At 59.2% G+C, this 17,027-nt stretch carries 18 protein-coding genes, 1 rRNA gene and 1 pseudogene; 10 read left to right on the top strand and 10 right to left on the bottom strand.

The features are described 5' to 3' along the window. The first annotated feature begins 201 nt into the window (after positions 1-201). Positions 202-684, top strand: coding sequence for a pantetheine-phosphate adenylyltransferase (coaD, locus tag BN1129_RS04700; protein WP_042034801.1), 483 nt, complete (start codon positions 202-204; stop codon positions 682-684). A gap of 80 nt (positions 685-764) precedes the next feature. On the opposite strand, the gene BN1129_RS04695 is transcribed toward coaD, so the two are convergent. The 6 genes from BN1129_RS04695 to radC form a co-directional block, all read right to left on the bottom strand. After that, the gene (locus tag BN1129_RS04695) at positions 765-1,643 is read right to left on the bottom strand and encodes a VirK/YbjX family protein (RefSeq protein WP_042034800.1); all 879 of its coding nucleotides are present in this window, start codon (positions 1,641-1,643) and stop codon (positions 765-767) included. A gap of 178 nt (positions 1,644-1,821) precedes the next feature. Further along, positions 1,822-2,634 (bottom strand): bifunctional DNA-formamidopyrimidine glycosylase/DNA-(apurinic or apyrimidinic site) lyase, encoded by an 813-nt coding sequence (gene mutM / locus BN1129_RS04690; RefSeq protein WP_042034799.1) that lies wholly within the window; start codon positions 2,632-2,634, stop codon positions 1,822-1,824. 24 nt (positions 2,635-2,658) lie between these two features. Beyond that, positions 2,659-3,114, bottom strand: a complete 456-nt coding sequence (locus tag BN1129_RS04685) for a hypothetical protein (protein WP_042034798.1) — start codon at positions 3,112-3,114, stop codon at positions 2,659-2,661. 90 nt (positions 3,115-3,204) lie between these two features. Beyond that, entirely contained in the window at positions 3,205-3,372 is a 168-nt protein-coding gene (gene rpmG, locus BN1129_RS04680) for a 50S ribosomal protein L33 (protein ID WP_005307500.1), read from the bottom strand. Between the two features lie 11 nt (positions 3,373-3,383). Continuing rightward, a complete protein-coding gene (rpmB, locus tag BN1129_RS22200) occupies positions 3,384-3,620 on the bottom strand; it encodes a 50S ribosomal protein L28 (RefSeq protein WP_005321271.1) in 237 nt (78 codons plus the stop codon). A 135-nt stretch (positions 3,621-3,755) separates the two neighbouring features. After that, positions 3,756-4,430, bottom strand: a complete 675-nt coding sequence (radC, locus tag BN1129_RS04675; protein WP_042034797.1) for a RadC family protein — start codon at positions 4,428-4,430, stop codon at positions 3,756-3,758. Positions 4,431-4,577: 147 nt separating this feature from the next. On the opposite strand from radC, the gene coaBC reads away from it, so the two are divergent. From coaBC to BN1129_RS04655, 5 genes are all read left to right on the top strand, one after another. Further along, positions 4,578-5,780, top strand: coding sequence for a bifunctional phosphopantothenoylcysteine decarboxylase/phosphopantothenate--cysteine ligase CoaBC (gene coaBC / locus BN1129_RS04670; RefSeq protein WP_042034796.1), 1,203 nt, complete (start codon positions 4,578-4,580; stop codon positions 5,778-5,780). Between the two features lie 89 nt (positions 5,781-5,869). Continuing rightward, positions 5,870-6,328, top strand: coding sequence for a dUTP diphosphatase (gene dut / locus BN1129_RS04665; protein ID WP_042034795.1), 459 nt, complete (start codon positions 5,870-5,872; stop codon positions 6,326-6,328). 68 nt (positions 6,329-6,396) lie between these two features. Further along, a complete protein-coding gene (slmA, locus tag BN1129_RS04660) occupies positions 6,397-6,993 on the top strand; it encodes a nucleoid occlusion factor SlmA (protein WP_005321293.1) in 597 nt (198 codons plus the stop codon). Between the two features lie 54 nt (positions 6,994-7,047). Next, positions 7,048-7,212, top strand: coding sequence for a hypothetical protein (locus tag BN1129_RS24555; protein WP_375134777.1), 165 nt, complete (start codon positions 7,048-7,050; stop codon positions 7,210-7,212). Between the two features lie 149 nt (positions 7,213-7,361). Next, positions 7,362-8,198: a mechanosensitive ion channel domain-containing protein gene (locus tag BN1129_RS04655; protein ID WP_042034793.1), complete on the top strand. Its 837-nt coding sequence runs from the start codon at positions 7,362-7,364 to the stop codon at positions 8,196-8,198. 158 nt (positions 8,199-8,356) lie between these two features. Here the strand turns inward: BN1129_RS04655 and BN1129_RS04650 are convergent, their stop codons facing one another. Then, positions 8,357-8,545, bottom strand: coding sequence for a hypothetical protein (locus BN1129_RS04650; RefSeq protein ID WP_042034792.1), 189 nt, complete (start codon positions 8,543-8,545; stop codon positions 8,357-8,359). 418 nt (positions 8,546-8,963) lie between these two features. Between BN1129_RS04650 and pgi the strand changes: the two genes are divergently transcribed. Next, the gene (gene pgi, locus BN1129_RS04645; RefSeq protein ID WP_042034791.1) at positions 8,964-10,613 is read left to right on the top strand and encodes a glucose-6-phosphate isomerase; all 1,650 of its coding nucleotides are present in this window, start codon (positions 8,964-8,966) and stop codon (positions 10,611-10,613) included. A 157-nt stretch (positions 10,614-10,770) separates the two neighbouring features. Here the strand turns inward: pgi and ilvC are convergent, their stop codons facing one another. Next, complete coding sequence (gene ilvC, locus BN1129_RS04640; protein WP_042034790.1) at positions 10,771-12,252, bottom strand: ketol-acid reductoisomerase; 1,482 nt, start codon at positions 12,250-12,252, stop codon at positions 10,771-10,773. 187 nt (positions 12,253-12,439) lie between these two features. Between ilvC and ilvY the strand changes: the two genes are divergently transcribed. Beyond that, positions 12,440-13,333, top strand: a complete 894-nt coding sequence (gene ilvY, locus BN1129_RS04635; protein WP_042034789.1) for an HTH-type transcriptional activator IlvY — start codon at positions 12,440-12,442, stop codon at positions 13,331-13,333. On the opposite strand, the pseudogene BN1129_RS24145 reads toward ilvY, so the two are convergent. Continuing rightward, positions 13,322-13,786 (bottom strand): annotated as a pseudogene (locus BN1129_RS24145) (hypothetical protein); the annotation flags it as partial. The gene ilvY and the pseudogene BN1129_RS24145 sit on opposite strands and share 12 nt — an antisense overlap. A gap of 143 nt (positions 13,787-13,929) precedes the next feature. Here BN1129_RS24145 and BN1129_RS04625 point away from each other — a divergent pair. Further along, on the top strand, positions 13,930-14,121 hold the full coding sequence (locus BN1129_RS04625; RefSeq protein WP_042034788.1) for a hypothetical protein: 192 nt from the start codon (positions 13,930-13,932) through the stop codon (positions 14,119-14,121). 72 nt (positions 14,122-14,193) lie between these two features. Continuing rightward, a complete protein-coding gene (locus BN1129_RS04620) occupies positions 14,194-16,767 on the top strand; it encodes a bifunctional acetate--CoA ligase family protein/GNAT family N-acetyltransferase (protein ID WP_042034787.1) in 2,574 nt (857 codons plus the stop codon). A gap of 90 nt (positions 16,768-16,857) precedes the next feature. Here BN1129_RS04620 and rrf read toward each other — a convergent pair. Continuing rightward, a 5S ribosomal RNA gene (gene rrf, locus BN1129_RS04615) occupies positions 16,858-16,972 on the bottom strand. Positions 16,973-17,027: the final 55 nt, after the last annotated feature.

The raw sequence follows: 17,027 nt of genomic DNA, 5'->3' as shown, positions 1-17,027 counted from the left end.
GTCACCAATGCAAGGAGGCTTGATGCGCGGTGCGGGTATTCTTGCCTGATGCAGGGCTATTCTCAAGCGAAGACGCCTGGCGACACCGATTTGAACGACCAAACTTAGCGCTTCGCCCCGGCATTCACCCCATCCGGTCGCGACAAAACGCCAACAGACCCTATAATGCGACCAAATTTCCAGGTTGCAGGAATCAACAGCATGACCAACAAGGTAATTTATCCCGGCACCTTCGACCCCATCACCAATGGCCACACCGACCTCATTGGCCGGGCCGCCAAACTGTTTGATAACGTGGTGGTCGGCGTTGCCAACAGCCCGAGCAAGCGCCCGCTGTTCGATCTGGCAGAACGTGTCCTGCTTGCCCAGCAAGTGACCGCCCACCTGCCCAACGTCAAGGTGGTTGGCTTCTCCGGCCTGCTGGTGGACTTCGCCAGGGAGCAGCAGGCCAACGTGCTGATCCGTGGCCTGCGCGCCGTCTCCGACTTCGAGTACGAATTCCAGCTGGCCAACATGAACCGCCGCCTGATGCCGGAGCTGGAGAGCGTCTTCCTCACCCCGGCGGAGGAGAACTCCTTCATCTCCTCGACCCTGGTGAAGGAGGTCGCCCTGCATGGCGGCGATATCCGCCAGTTCGTCGACCCGATCGTCGCCAAGGCGATTGCCGCCAAGCAAGGCAAGTGATCAAAAAAATCAGGCTGCCCGAAGGTAGCCTGTTTCTTGAGGAGCGCATGCATCCCGCCAGCCTTTGCAGGCATTGACCATCAGCTGGCCTGGCGAGCCAGCATCTGCTGGCAGGAGAGCGCCAGCGTGTCGAGCCACTCGTAGCGACGCCGGTACATGGCCCGCTTCTTGGAAGCGACCTCCTCCAGCGGTTTGCGCTGGGCAGGCTGCAACCGCACGAAGTTGTCATCCAGATCCACAGCGCCAAACTCCTGCCAAAGCTCGTCATAATCCGCCTGCAGACAGGCTTTCTTCTTCTTGCTGTAGCGCCTGGCCTGGTAGATGTGCGCCTTCATCCGCACCGCCGAGATATGCTCGGCCCCCATCGCCTCGGCCAGCAGCATCACCAGCATCACCACCAGCGACTTGGGCCTCAGGCCCTGACCCTCCTTGGTGAGCGCCCGTACCTTGTCCTGCGCCTGCTCGACGCAGGGCTCGGGCCCCTGCACAGAACCGATCACCAGGGCCAGCTTATTGGGGGTACCCGCCAGCGAGAAGGCGCAGGTGTAGAGGCGCTTGCCCTGTCGATCGACGATGGAGAGCGCCAGCTCGGCCTCGCGCCGGAAGGTGCCATCGTGGCGCAGCACGATGCGGCACTCGCTCTCGGGATAGTGACCAAGCGCTATGCCTTCCCCCAGATAGAGCGGATCGATCAGCGCCGGATAATGGGCCAGCAGCAGCCGGTAGTGGTTTTCCAGCATCTCGGCCCGTTCGGTCGCAGTAGAGTTGGCAAAACGGTAGGGCCGCATCGGCTTGTCGAGCAGCTCGGGATAGTGGGCAGGCAGAGCCTTGAGGGGTTCGGCCTGAAACAGCTCGAATACCCGGCTCAGCTGCTGCCGATAGAGCAGGCTGCGCAGCACGAACTTGGCGCGATTGAAGGTCTTGCGGGCGCTGTCATCGGGATAGAGGAAGCGGGCCATTTTTTGGGCACAATAGTGCCCATGCCGGGATAAATGATCCCAGTCTATTGATTTAGCTGTCATTTTATTTTCTCAAACTGCCTGAACGGTCGAGATACTAGTGACGGGTGCGCATATCTTCAACAGACTGGAAATACTCTCTTACAACTTGGCCGTTTCAGGCCAAAATAACGGTCATTCAGCGCTGGCAGTGGGAGCAAAACACCGTGGTTCTCTGCCCTAGCCGGATTTCACTGAGCAGAGTGTGACAATGAAAACAGGGCTGACCACCCCGCCCATAGACCTGCAACTGCTGCACGAAATAGCCCGGCTTGCCATCAGCGCTGGTGAAATCCTTGAGGGTGGTGCCGCCCTGCTTGATGGCCTCGGCCAGCACCCGCTTGATCTCGCCCACCAGAGTCGCCAGCCGCTCGGCACTGATGTTGCCCGCCGCCCGCTTGGGATGAATACCAGCGGCATAGAGCGCCTCGTTGGCGTAGATGTTGCCAACCCCGACCACCACATGATTATCCATCAGGAAAGTCTTGATGGCGGTGCTGCGACCCTTGGCGCGCCCCTGCAGATAGTCGGCGCTGAAGGCCTGGGTCAGCGGTTCCGGCCCCAGCTTGGCCAGCAGGGCGTGTGCCTCAGCCGGTTCACGGGTCCACAGCAGGGCCCCGAAGCGGCGCGGATCATTGAGCCGCAGCAGCTTGCCGTTAGCGAGCTCTATGTCCACGTGATCGTGTTTCTCGGCCGGGGTGCCGATATCCAGCACCCGCAGACTGCCCGACATACCCAGGTGCAGGATGGCGGTGCCAAAGTCGGTCTCCAGCAGCAGGTACTTGGCTCGGCGGCCGACCCTGTGGATGGTGAGATCCACCAGCTCCTGGATTTCGCCCGGCACCGGCCAGCGCAACCGACCATCCCGCACCACGACACGAGTGACCTTGATGCCGGTGAGCCAGGGAGAGATGCCCTGGCGGCTGACTTCGACTTCCGGTAATTCAGGCATAGGGTCCTCTCGCTCGAAAATGGATTAGGGGGTGGGACGCAACAAGCTGCGGTACTGCTCCTGACTCAGGCTGAGCCAGGTCGATGGAGGCAGCAGAGCGGCAAACTGGCCACTGTCCTGATAGAGCCCCACTTCTATCGGATCGCTCTGACCGGCGATCCATATCTTGAGGGTGACCGGCGCCCCCCGCACTGCACCACCCGGTGGCAATAGCCACCCCTGCCACTCTTCGATGTGAGCGGCCAGCTGGGCACTGCTAAGCCCCAGATCCGGCCCGCTGCGCCAGCCCTGACCGATGCGCTCGATCTGCCAGCTAGGTCCCTGCCAGGTGAGCACAACGGCGCTGTCCGGCAGCAGGGGACGGGCACGCTGTGCGCTGTTCTCCTGCTGGGCTGTCTCCAACCGGTGCAGCAGAGTGATCACCGCCAGTACGGCCACTATGATCACGTTATTCCAGCCTTTGCGGCTCAATCTGAACATGGCAAGCCTCCCTTCGAACCGGCAGTGTACTGAATTCCAGCCATAAAAAAACCCGGCACAAGGCCGGGTTTTTGAGACAAAACCAAGAGATTACTTGATTTTGCCTTCTTTGTAGATCACATGCTGACGAACAACGGGATCAAACTTTTTGATCTCCATTTTTTCGGGCATGGTGCGCTTGTTCTTGGTAGTGGTATAGAAGTGACCAGTACCGGCGCTGGAGTTCAGACGAATTTTCTCGCGAATACCTTTAGCCATGATCTAATTCCTTATACCTTAACACCGCTGGCGCGCAGTTCAGCCAGAACCACTTCAACGCCACGCTTGTCGATGATACGCATGCCTTTTGCGGATACGCGCAGACTTACGAAGCGTTTTTCACCCTCAACCCAAAAACGGTGAGTGTGCAGGTTCGGCAGGAAACGACGCTTGGTAGCGTTGTTAGCGTGCGAACGGTTGTTACCAACTGCCGGGCGCTTGCCGGTTACTTGGCATACTCTAGACATGTCAGTCTCTCCAAATCTTACTTCATTGCTCGAGCAAATATCTGCCCCGCTGGCCTTCGATTGCGGGGCAAACAGAAGGCGGCATTTTATACAGCATCCGTGATCAAAGATCAACTAATACAGTGCCAGAGCCAGTTACAACCAACCACGCTCTGCAAAAGAAACCGTGATGCCATCACCGATCACCAAGTGATCCAGCACTCTGATATCGATCAGGGCCAAGGCGGCCAAGATCCGATCCGTGATCTGGCGGTCGGCCCGACTGGGCTCGGCCACGCCGGACGGGTGATTATGCGCCAGAATCACGGCGGCTGCATTATGTTTGAGCGCGATCTGCACGATTTCTCTGGGCCAGACGCTCGCCGAGTCGAGGGTTCCGTAAAAAAGTTCAACGAATTGAATCACTCTGTGCTGGTTGTCCAGCAGCAACAAGGCGAACACCTCTCGCGGCCGATCCCGCAGCTGGGCCTGCAGATAGTCCCGGGTCAGCTGGGGCGAGGTGAGCGCATCGCCCCGTTGCAGCTGTTCGGCCAGATGACGCTTGCCCATCTCCAGCACCGCCTGCAGCTGGGCATATTTGGCAGGGCCCAGGCCATGCGCCTCGCAAAATGCCCGCTGATCCGCCCCCAGCAAGCTGCGCAAAGAGCCGAATTGATTCAAAAGCTTGCGCGAGAGATCCACCGCGCTCAGTCCATTAACGCCGGTGCGCAGAAAGATGGCCAGCAACTCGGCATCGGACAAGGTGCCGGGCCCCTGGCGCAACAGCTTCTCTCGGGGTCGTTCATCTTCCGGCCACTCCTTGATGCTCATTTGTCTCTCCCTCATCCCTGTTGAGAAAAAACATAGCAAAAAATTGCACGCCCCCGACCACAAGTCCCTCATGTCAGCCTCTGTCGTCATCCCTTGCCTGTGGTATCTTAGCCGACCAGTCAGAGTGAGCCGGAAGAGAAGCAGCAGATGAGATTGGCCGATAAACGCATCCTGTTGGGTGTCAGTGGCGGGATCGCCGCCTACAAGAGTGCCGAACTGGTACGCCGCCTGAAAGATCAGGGAGCCGAGGTAAGGGTGGTGATGACCCGCTCCGCCAAGGAGTTCATCACGCCGCTGACCCTGCAAGCCGTCTCCGGCCATCCGGTGGCAGACAGCCTGCTGGATCCTGCCGCCGAAGCGGGCATGGGCCATATCGAGCTGGCCAAGTGGGCGGATTTGGTACTGATCGCCCCGGCCAGCGCCAACCTGATGGCCCGCATGGCCGCTGGCATGGCTGACGAGCTGCTGACCACCCTCTGTCTGGCGACACCGGCACCGGTGGCACTGGCCCCCGCCATGAACCAGCAGATGTATCTTAACGCTGCCACTCAGGCCAACCTCAAGACCCTGGCCAGCCGCGGTATCCTGCTGTGGGGGCCAGATTCTGGCAGCCAGGCCTGTGGCGACGTGGGCCCGGGCCGGATGCTGGATCCCTTGGAGCTGGTGGAGCGCAGCTGCCAGCAACTGGCCACCGAGCCACTGCTGGCGGGCGTCAGGCTGCTGCTCACCGCAGGACCAACCCGCGAGGCACTGGATCCGGTGCGCTACATCAGCAACCACAGTTCCGGCAAGATGGGCTACGCCATCGCCCGCGCTGCCCGTGAGGCGGGTGCCGAGGTGACGCTGGTGAGCGGCCCGGTCGCCCTGTCGACACCGAGCGGAGTAGCGCGAGTCGATGTGGAAAGCGCCGAGCAGATGCATCAGGCGGTGATGAACCGTGTGGCCAGCTGCGATCTCTTCATTGGGTGCGCCGCCGTGGCCGACTATCGCCCCGAGCAGATCGCCGACCAGAAGATCAAGAAGACCGGCGACAACGACCAGATGGTGCTGACCCTGGTCAAAAATCCAGACATCATCGCCGCCGTAGGAGCACTGTCAGAAAAGCCCTTCACCGTCGGATTTGCCGCCGAAACCGTGGATGTGGAACAATACGCCCTCGATAAACTGCAGCGTAAGCGGCTGGACATGATCGCCGCCAACGACGTGTCCCGCGCGGGTCAGGGCTTCAATGCCGATGACAATGCCCTGACCGTCTTCTGGCAAGGGGGGCAAGCCCCTTTGCCGCTGGCCGATAAGCTGACGCTGGCCCGTCACCTCATCGCCCTGATTGCACGCCACTACCGAGGCTAACATCCGGCAGGCGAACGATTCACGACGACACAGACCGCACTGAACATGCTGGGTCTCCACACAAGAACTCATTGAAAAACGAACTATCCATGACAACACAAATTGAATTGAAGATTCTGGATGCCCGCATCGGCACCGAGTACCCGCTGCCTGCCTATGCCACACCGGGCTCTGCCGGTATGGACCTGCGCGCCCTGCTGGATGCGCCCATCACCTTGGCACCGGGCGATACCACACTGGTACCGACCGGTCTGGCCATCCACATTCAGGATCCGGCTCTGTGTGCCACCATTTTGCCCCGCTCCGGCCTCGGCCATAAGCACGGCATAGTGCTGGGCAACCTGGTGGGCCTCATCGATTCCGATTACCAGGGCCAGCTGATGGTCTCGGTCTGGAACCGTGGCAACGATAGCTTCACCATGCAACCCGGCGAGCGCATCGCCCAGCTGGTGATCATGCCGGTGGTTCAGGCCAGCTTCCAACTGGTCGATGAGTTCAATCAGAGTGAACGGGGTGAAGGCGGTTTTGGTTCTTCTGGTCGCCAATAACAGACCACACCGGCCCTTTGGCCTGTGCCTGATAATAGAATCAAGCCATTGTTTTTTTAGGGGAATCCATGGCAAGCAGTAATCAGAAACAGAGTCGGCGCGATCAGATCCTGCAAGCACTCGCCCATATGCTGGAAACCAGCCCTGGCCAGCGTATCACCACGGCACGTCTGGCGGCCGAGGTGGGTGTCTCTGAGGCAGCCCTCTATCGACATTTTCCCAGCAAGGCGCGGATGTTCGAGGGGCTGATCGACTTTATCGAGGATTCCCTGCTGTCACGGGTCAACCTGATCATGGCCGAAGAGAAGGACACCATGGCCCGCTGCCATCATATCCTTCAACTGCTGCTGGTGTTCGCCGAGCGCAACCCCGGCATCACCCGAATCCTCAACGGCGACGCCCTGCTGGGTGAGCACGATAGACTGCGGGATCGCATCAGCATTTTGTTCGACAAGCTGGAGACCCAGATCAAGCAGGTATTGCGGGAAAAGCGGCTGCGGGAAGGTCAGGGCTTCCAGCTCGACGAGACCATGCTGGCCAATCTGCTGCTGGCCTATACCGAGGGACGCATCAGCCAGTTTGTCCGCTCCGAGTTCAAACTCAAGCCCACCGCCGGCTTCGAGGATCAGTGGTTGTTCATCCGCAGCCAGCTGCTACAAAGCTGAACCAGAGGGGGCGGATCGGCCAATGCGTCCGCTCCGAGTTAAAACTCAAGCCCACTGCAGGCTGCGAGGATCAGTGGTTGTTCATCCGCAGCCAGCTGCTACAAAGCTGAACCAGAGGGGCGGATCGGCCAATGCGTCCGCTCCGAGTTCAAACTCAAGCCCACTGCAGGCTTCGAGGATCAGTGGCTGTTCATCCGCAGCCAGTTATTGCAAAGCTGATCCAGACAGGTTGGTGCAAACAGGGAGGCCTTGGCCTCCCTTGTTTTTTGTGGCAAAAAAGAGGGGTGAGCACCAGATGCGACCCGGATTGTCGCATTCCAGTGTTAGATTCATGCGTTATAAACCTTTACTGCCTGACAGGACATCCTATGGAACCCGAAATCATTACCGAAGCGCATACCTGGCTGGTCAATAACCAGGACCGGCTGATCGATTATGCCGTCAACATGGCGGCCGCCCTGGTCACCCTGCTGGTCGGTTACATCGCCGCCAACATCATCAGCAGCGCAGTGGTCAAGATGATGCAGGCCCGCAAGCTGGACACCACCATCACCCATTTCGTCGGCAGCATACTCAAGTACACCATACTGGTGTTCGTGGTGATCGCTGCTTTGGGTCGGGTCGGGGTACAGACCGCCTCCTTCATTGCCATCATAGGTGCCGCCGGTCTGGCCATCGGTCTGGCGCTGCAAGGCTCGCTCTCCAACTTCGCCGCCGGTTTCCTGCTGATCATCTTCCGCCCCATCAAGGCGGGTGAGTTCATCGAAGTGGCGGGTACTGCGGGCGTAGTGCAGTCGGTACAGCTGTTCACCACCACCCTCACCTCGGGTGACAACAAGATGGTAGTGGTACCCAACGCCGCCATCCTGAACGGCACCATAGTCAACTACTCTCGCATGGACACCCGTCGCATCGACATGACCTTCGGCATCGGCTACGGCTCGGATCTGCGCAAGGCCAAGCAGATCCTCGAGCGCCTGGTGCATGAAGAGCCGCGCATCCTGAAAGATCCTGCCGCCACCATAGCCGTCGCAGCCCTGGCCGACTCCTCGGTCAATATCGTGGTGCGTCCCTGGGTGAAAACCGCCGATTACTGGGGTGTCTGGTTCGACTTTCACGAGAAGGTGAAGCTGACTTTCGACGCCGAGGGTGTCGAGATCCCCTTCCCGCAGATGGTCATGCACATGCAAAAACCCCAGGCCTGAAGCAGGCCCTGAGTACAACCATGCCAGCCTTAGCGCTGGCATGGTTGTTTATGGGCCTCATGTGCACGGCGCAGGCATAAAAAATCCGGCCACCCGGGCCGGATCTTGCGCCGTTGTCACCATGGCCAGCACGCCCATCCATAGGGCAGGCAGTTCCCTCAGACCAGTCGACGAGCGACCCGGTTAAGCAACGGCTGCACCAGCACATAACCCCCCAGTACGGCACCCATCACGGCCAGCACCCTTATCTCCAGGGTTGGCGCCGCACTGGTCAGCACCATGGTCAACAGGCCGATGAAGCCAGTGGCAAGCAGGCTCAGGGCAAACAGGCATAACAGGTGTTTCATATCGATCTCCTTATTCCAGACTGTGGCCATCCCTGGGAGATCTAATCCATTCGGCTCCTATACTAGCCAAGGCCCACCCCCGACAATTTGCGCTTGCTCATAAAATGAGCCAAAAGGCGGCGATCAAATACCCCTTTAGCTGTAACACTCACTTGCCAGGCAGCAAGCTGCGGCCAACCATCGATGAAAGCCCTTTCAACCCGTACAAGCCGGGTGAAGTATGAGCAAACTCAAGATCCCCTGGTCATGAGTGACTCATAATCGCAGCGTTTTGGTTGTAAACTCCTTCGATGGCAGACAATTGGTAAAGCTCTGTTACACGGGCCGCACGCCGTGCTCGGTATAATGTTCGAATAATAAGGTTTGGCGGGAGCCTTGCCTGCAAGGTTCAAACACAACTAGGAAGATCGGTAATCCTATGAAAAACATCAATCCAACCCAGACCCAGGCCTGGCAGGCGCTGGAAGCCCATTTTTCAGCTAACAAAGAGACTCGACTCAAGGATCTGTTCGCGCAGGACCCGAAGCGCTTCGACAAGTTCTCCCTCACCTTTGGCGGCGATATCCTGGTTGACTACTCAAAAAACCTGATCACCGAGGAAACCCTCAAATTACTGGTTGATCTGGCCAAAGAGACCGATCTTCGCAGCGCGATCGATGCCATGTTCAATGGCGACAAGATCAACATGACCGAGGGCCGCTCCGTACTGCACGTGGCCCTGCGCAACCGATCCGACCGCCCCATCGAGTGCGACGGCAAGGATGTGATGCCGGAAGTGAACGCCGTACTGGCCAAGATGAAGGGCTTCTGCGAGAAGGTAATCGGAGGCGAGTGGAAAGGCTACACCGGCAAGGCGATCCAGCACGTGGTCAACATCGGTATCGGTGGCTCTGATCTGGGCCCGGTGATGATCACCGAGGCGCTGCGCCCCTATAAAAACCACCTGCAGATGCACTTCGTCTCCAACGTCGATGGCACCCACATCGCCGAGACGCTCAAAGAGATTGATCCGGAAACCACCCTGTTCCTGGTGGCCTCCAAGACTTTCACCACTCAGGAGACCATGACCAACGCCCTGACCGCCCGCGACTGGTTCATCAAGATCGCCGGTGACAAGGCCCACGTTGCCAAGCACTTCGCTGCGCTCTCTACCAATGGCAAGGCCGTGGCCGAGTTCGGCATCGACACCAACAACATGTTCGAGTTCTGGGACTGGGTTGGCGGCCGTTACTCCTCCTGGTCTGCCATCGGTATGCCCATCGCCCTCTCCGTCGGTTTCGAGCACTTCGAAGCCCTGCTGCAAGGCGCCTTCGAGATGGATATGCACTTTGCCACTGCCTCCTATGAGCAGAACGTGCCGGTGCTGCTGGCGCTGATTGGCCTGTGGTACAACAACTTCCATGGTGCCGAGTCCGAAGCCATTCTGCCGTACGATCAGTACATGCACCGCTTCCCTGCCTACTTCCAGCAGGGCAACATGGAGTCCAACGGCAAGTACGTGGATCGCAACGGCAAGCCGGTTGACTACCAGACTGGCCCCATCATCTGGGGTGAACCGGGCACCAACGGCCAGCACGCCTTCTACCAGCTGATCCATCAGGGCACCAAGCTGATCCCCTGTGACTTCCTGGCGCCAGCCATCAGCCACAACCCGATCGGTGACCACCACCCGAAACTGCTGGCCAACTTCTTCGCCCAGACCGAGGCGCTGGCCTTCGGCAAGAGCAAAGAACAGGTCGAAGCCGAGTTCCTGGCGGCTGGCAAAACTCTGGAGCAGGTCAAGGATCTGGTGCCGTTCAAGGTGTTCGAAGGCAACCGCCCGACTAACTCCATCCTGTTCAAGAGCCTGACCCCGAAAACCCTGGGTGCCCTGATCGCCATGTACGAGCACAAGATCTTCGTACAGGGCGCAATCTGGAACATCTTCAGCTTCGATCAGTGGGGCGTGGAGCTGGGCAAACAGCTGGCCAACAAGATCCTGCCGGAGCTCAACACCGCCGAGGCTGTCACCAGCCACGACGGCTCCACCAACGGTCTGATCAACACCTGGAAAGCGTGGAAAGCCTGATTTATCCCACCTTTCTGAATGCAAAAGCCCCGCTCGATGAGCGGGGCTTTTTTATGTCGGGTCGGGCTGATTTTTCTGGCTGGCCGGTCGGGTGTCCAGTCCGACCGGCGACGGGGATCGTCATCCCCGTCCCTTCATCACCCTGCCCGATGCAGGCTTAACCGCCGACGGCGATACGCTTCATGTCCTTCATGTAACCACGCAGTACCTGACCGATTTTTTCGATCGGATGGTTGCGGGTCGCCTCGTTGGCCGCCAGCAGCGCCAGGTTATCAACGCTCTGCCCTTCCGCCTTGCTGGCACCCAGATCGCCCGCTTTCAGGGTCGGCATGAAGTGCTCACGCAGCAACGGTACAGCGGCGTTGGCGAACAGGTAGTTACCGTACTCGGCGGTATCGGAGATGACCACGTTCATCTCGTACAGACGCTTGCGAGCAACTGTGTTGGCGATCAGCGGCAGCTCGTGCAGGGATTCGTAGTAGGCAGACTCCTCGTAGATACCGGAAGCCACCATGGTTTCGAACGCCAGCTCGACACCCGCCTTGACCATGGCCACCATCACCACGCCATTGTCGAAATACTCCTGCTCGGCAATCTTGCCAGCGAACGCCGGGGCATTTTCGAAGGCAGACTTGCCGGTCTCTTCGCGCCAGGTGAACAGTTTGACGTCATCTTCAGCCCAGTCGGCCATCATGCCGCGAGAGAACTCACCGGCGATGATGTCGTCCATGTGCTTCTCGAACAGCGGCCGCATCAGGGTGCGCAGTTGCTCGGAAAGCTCGAAGGCGCGCAGCTTGGCCGGGTTGGAGAGGCGGTCCATCATCAGGCTGATGCCACCCTGCTTCAGGGCTTCGGTGATGGTCTCCCAGCCGAACTGGATCAGCTTGCCGGCATAAGCCTTGTCGGTCCCTTCGGCAACCAGTTTGTCGTAGCAGAGCAGGGAACCGGCCTGCAGCATGCCGCAGAGGATGGTCTGCTCGCCCATCAGGTCAGATTTCACTTCCGCCACGAAGGAGGATTCCAGCACCCCGGCACGGTCGCCGCCAGTAGCAGAGGCCCATGCCTTGGCGATGGCCATACCTTCACCCTTGGGATCGTTCTCCGGGTGAACGGCGATCAGGGTCGGCACACCGAAGCCACGCTTGTACTCTTCACGCACTTCGGTACCCGGGCACTTGGGTGCCACCATCACGACTGTGATGTCGGCGCGGATCTGCTGACCCTCTTCCACCACGTTGAAGCCGTGGGAGTAGCCCAGCGCGGCGCCCTGCTTCATCAGCGGCATCACGGTTTTCACTACATCGGAGTGCTGCTTGTCCGGGGTCAGGTTCAATACCAGATCGGCGGTCGGGATCAGCTCTTCATAAGTGCCGACCGCGAAGCCGTTGTCGGTGGCTTTCTGCCAGGATGCGCGCTTCTCGGTGATGGCGGCCTTGCGCAGGGCGTAGGAGATATCCAGCCCGGAGTCACGCATGTTCAGACCCTGGTTCAGCCCCTGGGCACCACAGCCCACAATCACCACCTTCTTGCCCTTCAGCACGTCGCAACCGTCGGCGAATTCCGCCCGCTGCATGAAACGACACTTGCCCAGTTGGGCCAACTGCTGACGCAGGTTCAAGGTGTTGAAATAGTTAGCCATGGTGATTGCTCCGTTCGATTGATTCCATGCCGGGTAGCGGCGTTGTCTGAACCACTATAGCGCGGGACACTTATTGCCTGAACTGATATATTCGAAACAGTATGTTGCAAGAATTGAAAGATGATTTTTGGTAATATCACGCAGTGTCATCCCAAGTCAGCAAGCGCGCCGCAGCAGGAATTGAAAAATGGACCTTCGCAATCTCGAGCTGTTTCTCCACCTCGCCGACTCCCTTCACTTCGGCAAAAGCGCCGATGCCATGGCGGTCAGTCCCTCCACCCTGAGCCGTGCCATCCAGCGACTGGAGCAGGAGACTGGCTGCGTGCTGTTCGAACGGGACAACCGTTCGGTACGACTCACCTCGGCGGGCGAGAAGCTGCGTGAGTTTGGCGGTGGCCTGTTGCAGGAGTGGCGTCAGCTCAAGCAAGAGCTCAAACGCAGCGACGAACCGCTGCAGGGGCGGCTGCGGGTGTTCTGCTCGGTCACCGCAAGCTACTTTCTGCTGCCCGAGGTACTGGAGCGCTTTCGTCGCCGCTATCCCCAGCTGGAGATCAAGCTGGAGACTGGCGACCCGGCGCTGGCAGTGGACAGGATCCTGGCCGACGAAGCCGATCTGGCCATCGCCGCGCGGCCGGATGCGCTCTCCGCCAAGCTGGAATTTGCTAGCCTGCAACAGGTACCGTTGGTGTTCATCGCTCCACGCAACCCGCCTCAACCCAACCAGTGGTTCTTGCAGGGAGAGCCCGACTGGGAGCGGCTGCCGCTGATCCTCTCCGAGCAGGGTCTGGCGCGAAAGCGATGTGACCAGTGGTTTCGCAACAAGGGCATCGCCCCCAACATCTATGCCGAGGTGGCGGGCAACGAGGGGATAGTCGCCATGGTGGCGCTCGGTTTTGGCGTCGGGCTGGTGCCTGCTGCCGTGATCGATCACAGCCCCATGGGGGAGAAAGTGCGCATAGTCGAGCCCAGACCGGCGCTCAAGCCGTTCGATGTCGGCATCGCCGTACTCAAGAAGCGGCTGGAAGAGCCGCTAATCCGCGCCTTCTGGGATACCGCGCGCGGCCAGGGGTCACTGCGCTGACGAGCTAACCACGTCGGCCATCATGGCGCAGCAGTTGGCGGGAAGATCCGGGTTATCCAGCTTCAGCCGATGAATAGTACTGCCAACCCCCTCCTCAACAAAACGCTCGAACACACCCGATTGGCACGCCCGCTGCAACCCGAGCTCAATGTGTTGTGCCAGCTCGGGATATTTGGGCAAGATAAAAAACAGCAGCGCCAGCGGATAACGAAACACCAGATGAGGCTCGATATTCAAATCCGGATACGGCTTGTGCTCCGATTAAGTCACGCACGCTGCTTGCACAGCATGTTGAACAAAGCCTCCTACAAACTGCCGACTACAATCCTGGGATCGTTCGTCTTGAGCAGGCAGGTAGCGGCGCTGACCTATGGTGAGCCCGGGGTAATGCCAGTCAGTCAAGGGGTGAACCCTGGCAAAACGCCCCTCATCCCCTTGCCGGATGAGGATGATCCCGCAGCAGGTTCCGGGCCCGACAACCAGAGCACTCCCCCGCAGATGTGTGAGCTGCTTCGTGTCAAATCTGACAATGGTCATAACGAGACGCTGGTCACAGGCTAGAATCTACGTTCAACCTGAATGGAAGGAGCCTCGCCATGATGCGTCATCTGATCGAAATCAACAGCTCACAGCTGTTTGAAGAGTACCTGCAGAGCATGGGTGTACCGCAGACCTCGCTGGATCAAGAGCAGGACATCTATCTGCAGGAACGCCATATGGCGGCGGTGCGTCAGATCCAGGGCAAGATGAAGTTTTATCTGCGAGCCAGTGCCCTCACCAAACAGTGATCCGCAACCGGTCACAGAACAGGCAGTCAAAGCGTATTACACTGGCACCATCCGCCACCCACGGGAGTGCCCATGAAACCAAGCGGCCTAGATCGGCTCTTCAAACCCCAGTCAATCGCCGTCATCGGTGCCTCGACCGACCCGCAGAAGGCGGGTCATGTGGTCATCAGACACCTGCTCGCGGGCCAGTTTAAGGGCCCCATACTGCCGGTCAGCCCGCACAGCAAGGCCATCGCCGGCGTACTGGCCTATCCCGATATCAGCAGCCTGCCGCTCTCCCCCGATCTCGCCATCATATGTACCAAACGCGAACGGGTACTGCCACTCATCGAAGAGTTGGGCAAGAAAGGCGCCGGAGCGGCCATCATACTGGCTGCCGACTTCTCCATGCAGGAGAGAACACAGCTTCAACAGCTGAGTCGCCAATACGACATTCGCTTGCTCGGCCCCAACAGCATGGGCATGCTGTTGCCGGGTCAGGGCATCAACGCAAGCTTTTCCCCCATCGCAGCCAAACCTGGCCAGGTTGCGTTTCTCTCCCAGTCAGCCGCCGTCAGCACCACCATTCTGGACTGGGCCAAGCAACATGAGCTGGGTTTCTCCGCCTTTATCTCCCTCGGCGATCACTGTGACATCGACTTCGGCCAACTGCTGGATCAGCTCTCCCGCGATGGAACCACTCGCGCCGTCCTGCTCTACATGGACAAGCTGCACGACGCCCGCCACTTCCTCTCGGCAGCGCGGGCGGCCTCACGCAACAAACCCATTCTGGTACTCAAGAGCGGTCGCCACGATCCGGCCAATGGCCTCGACAATGTCTACGATGCAGCCATTCGGCGCGCAGGCATGCTGCGGGTGCGAGATACCCACGAGCTTTTTGCCGCAGTCGAAACCTTGAGCCACTCTCTGACGCTCAAGGGGGAAAGACTGGCCATCATTTCCAATGGCCGTGGACTGGCCAACATGGCGGTCGACGTGCTGCTGGAGCGGGGCGGCAAACTGGCCATGCCACCACGGGACATCGGCAGTGATGCCGATATTGCCGCCTATCAGCAGGCGCTGGAGACCCTGCTGCAAGGGGATAACGCCGACGCCATCCTGCTCATTCACGCCCCCTCTCTCACAGCGCGCGGGGCCGCGCTGGCCCGCAGCCTGATCGACTACGTCAAACAACATCCCAGGGCCAGGCGCTTCAATATACTGACCAACTGGGCAGGAGAATACTCGGCGCAAGAGGGGCGTCGTCTGTTCAGCGAGGCTGGATTTCCGACCTATCGTACCCCGGAGAGCGCCGTCGCCGCCTTCATGCACATGGTGGAATACCGCCGCAACCAGAAGCAGCTGATGGAAACGCCCGCCTCCCTGCAGGGCGACAAGCTCAACGTCGAGCTATGTCAGCAGTTGATCCGCCAAGCGCTGGAGCGCAAGCAGCTCACGCTTGATACCCACCTTGTTCACCCCATACTGCAAGCCGCCGGGCTCTCTACTCTGCCGACCTGGATCGTCTCCGATGCCATCGAGGCCACCCTGACCGCAGAGCAGATTGGCTATCCCGTCGCGGTCAAACTGCGCTCACCGGATATTACCCACAAGTCTGCAGTGCACGGCGTCATGCTGAACCTGCGCACCTCGGCCGAAGTCGCCCAGGCAGCGGATGCCATTCTCGACAGGGTGAGGCAACACGACCCGGGGGCACGTATCGAAGGGTTGCTGGTACAACGGATGGCTCGCCGCAGCGGCGGTCTGGAGCTGAGGATCCGCCTGCAACAGGATCCTGTCTTCGGCCCCGTTATCCTGCTCGGTGAGTCGGGGGCCGAGCCGCAAGAGATGGTGGCCGCACTCCCGCCGTTGAACCAGGCGCTGGCACGCTACCAGATCATAGGTGCCCTCAAGAGTCGCAAGATCCGCGAGCAAGCTACACCCGAAAAACTCGATATCGATGCACTGGGTCAAGTGCTGTGCCAGCTGTCAGAGCTGCTGCTGGCCTTCCCCGAGATCCAGGAGCTGGACCTGCATCCGTTGCAGGCATGTGGGGCCGAGATGGTCATTCTGGATGCCAGCCTGACGCTGATGCCTGTGGTGCAGGGACGTAATACGCTAGCCATACGCCCCTATCCCACCGAACTGGAAGAGGGAGCCTGGCTCAAGGATCAGAGTCATGTGCTGCTGCGCCCGATCCGGCCTGAGGATGAACCCGCACATAAGCAGTTTGTGCTCAAGGTATCTGATGAAGACAGGTACAAGCGCTTCTTTGCCGATGTGGGTGAACTGGGTCACGAAGAGCTGGCCCGCATGACCCAGATCGATTACGACCGGGAGATGGCCTTCGTAGCCATCGGACAGGACGGGGTCTTCAGCCAGCAGATCCTCGGGGTGGTAAGGGCTATTTCCAACCCGGATCAATCCGATGCAGAGTTTGCCATTCTGGTACGTTCCGACCTGAAAGGACTTGGGCTCGGCAAGCTGATGATGGAGAAGATAGTGCGCTACGCCAAAGAGCGGGGCATTGGTCAGCTATCCGGCATGACCATGCCCAGCAATCGCGGCATGATCAATCTGGCCAAGCGTCTTGGCTTCAAGATCGATATCCAGCTGGAAGATGGGGTGGCCAATATGGAGCTACCCTGTGCCAGTCAGGGTCAATGAAGAAGGGAATAAGCTATTTTATAGCTTATAAATTACTGATTTTAAGCAATAAAAAAGCCCGCTCATCTGAGCGGGCTTTCAATGTTGGGTGCCTGGCAGTGTCCTACTCTCGCATGGCGAATGCCACACTACCATCGGCGCTACCGCGTTTCACTTCTGAGTTCGGCATGGGATCAGGTGGTTCCACGGCGCTATGGCCGCCAGGCAAATTCTTCAATCTGAGAAAGCTGATGTAAGTAATTCGTTCATTCGCTACAAGG

It is taken from the genome of Aeromonas popoffii, assembly GCF_000820025.1.
GTDB classification, from domain to species: domain Bacteria; phylum Pseudomonadota; class Gammaproteobacteria; order Enterobacterales; family Aeromonadaceae; genus Aeromonas; species Aeromonas popoffii.
Note: the sequence above shows the minus strand (reverse complement) of the source record. Positions and strands in the feature narration are given on the sequence as shown.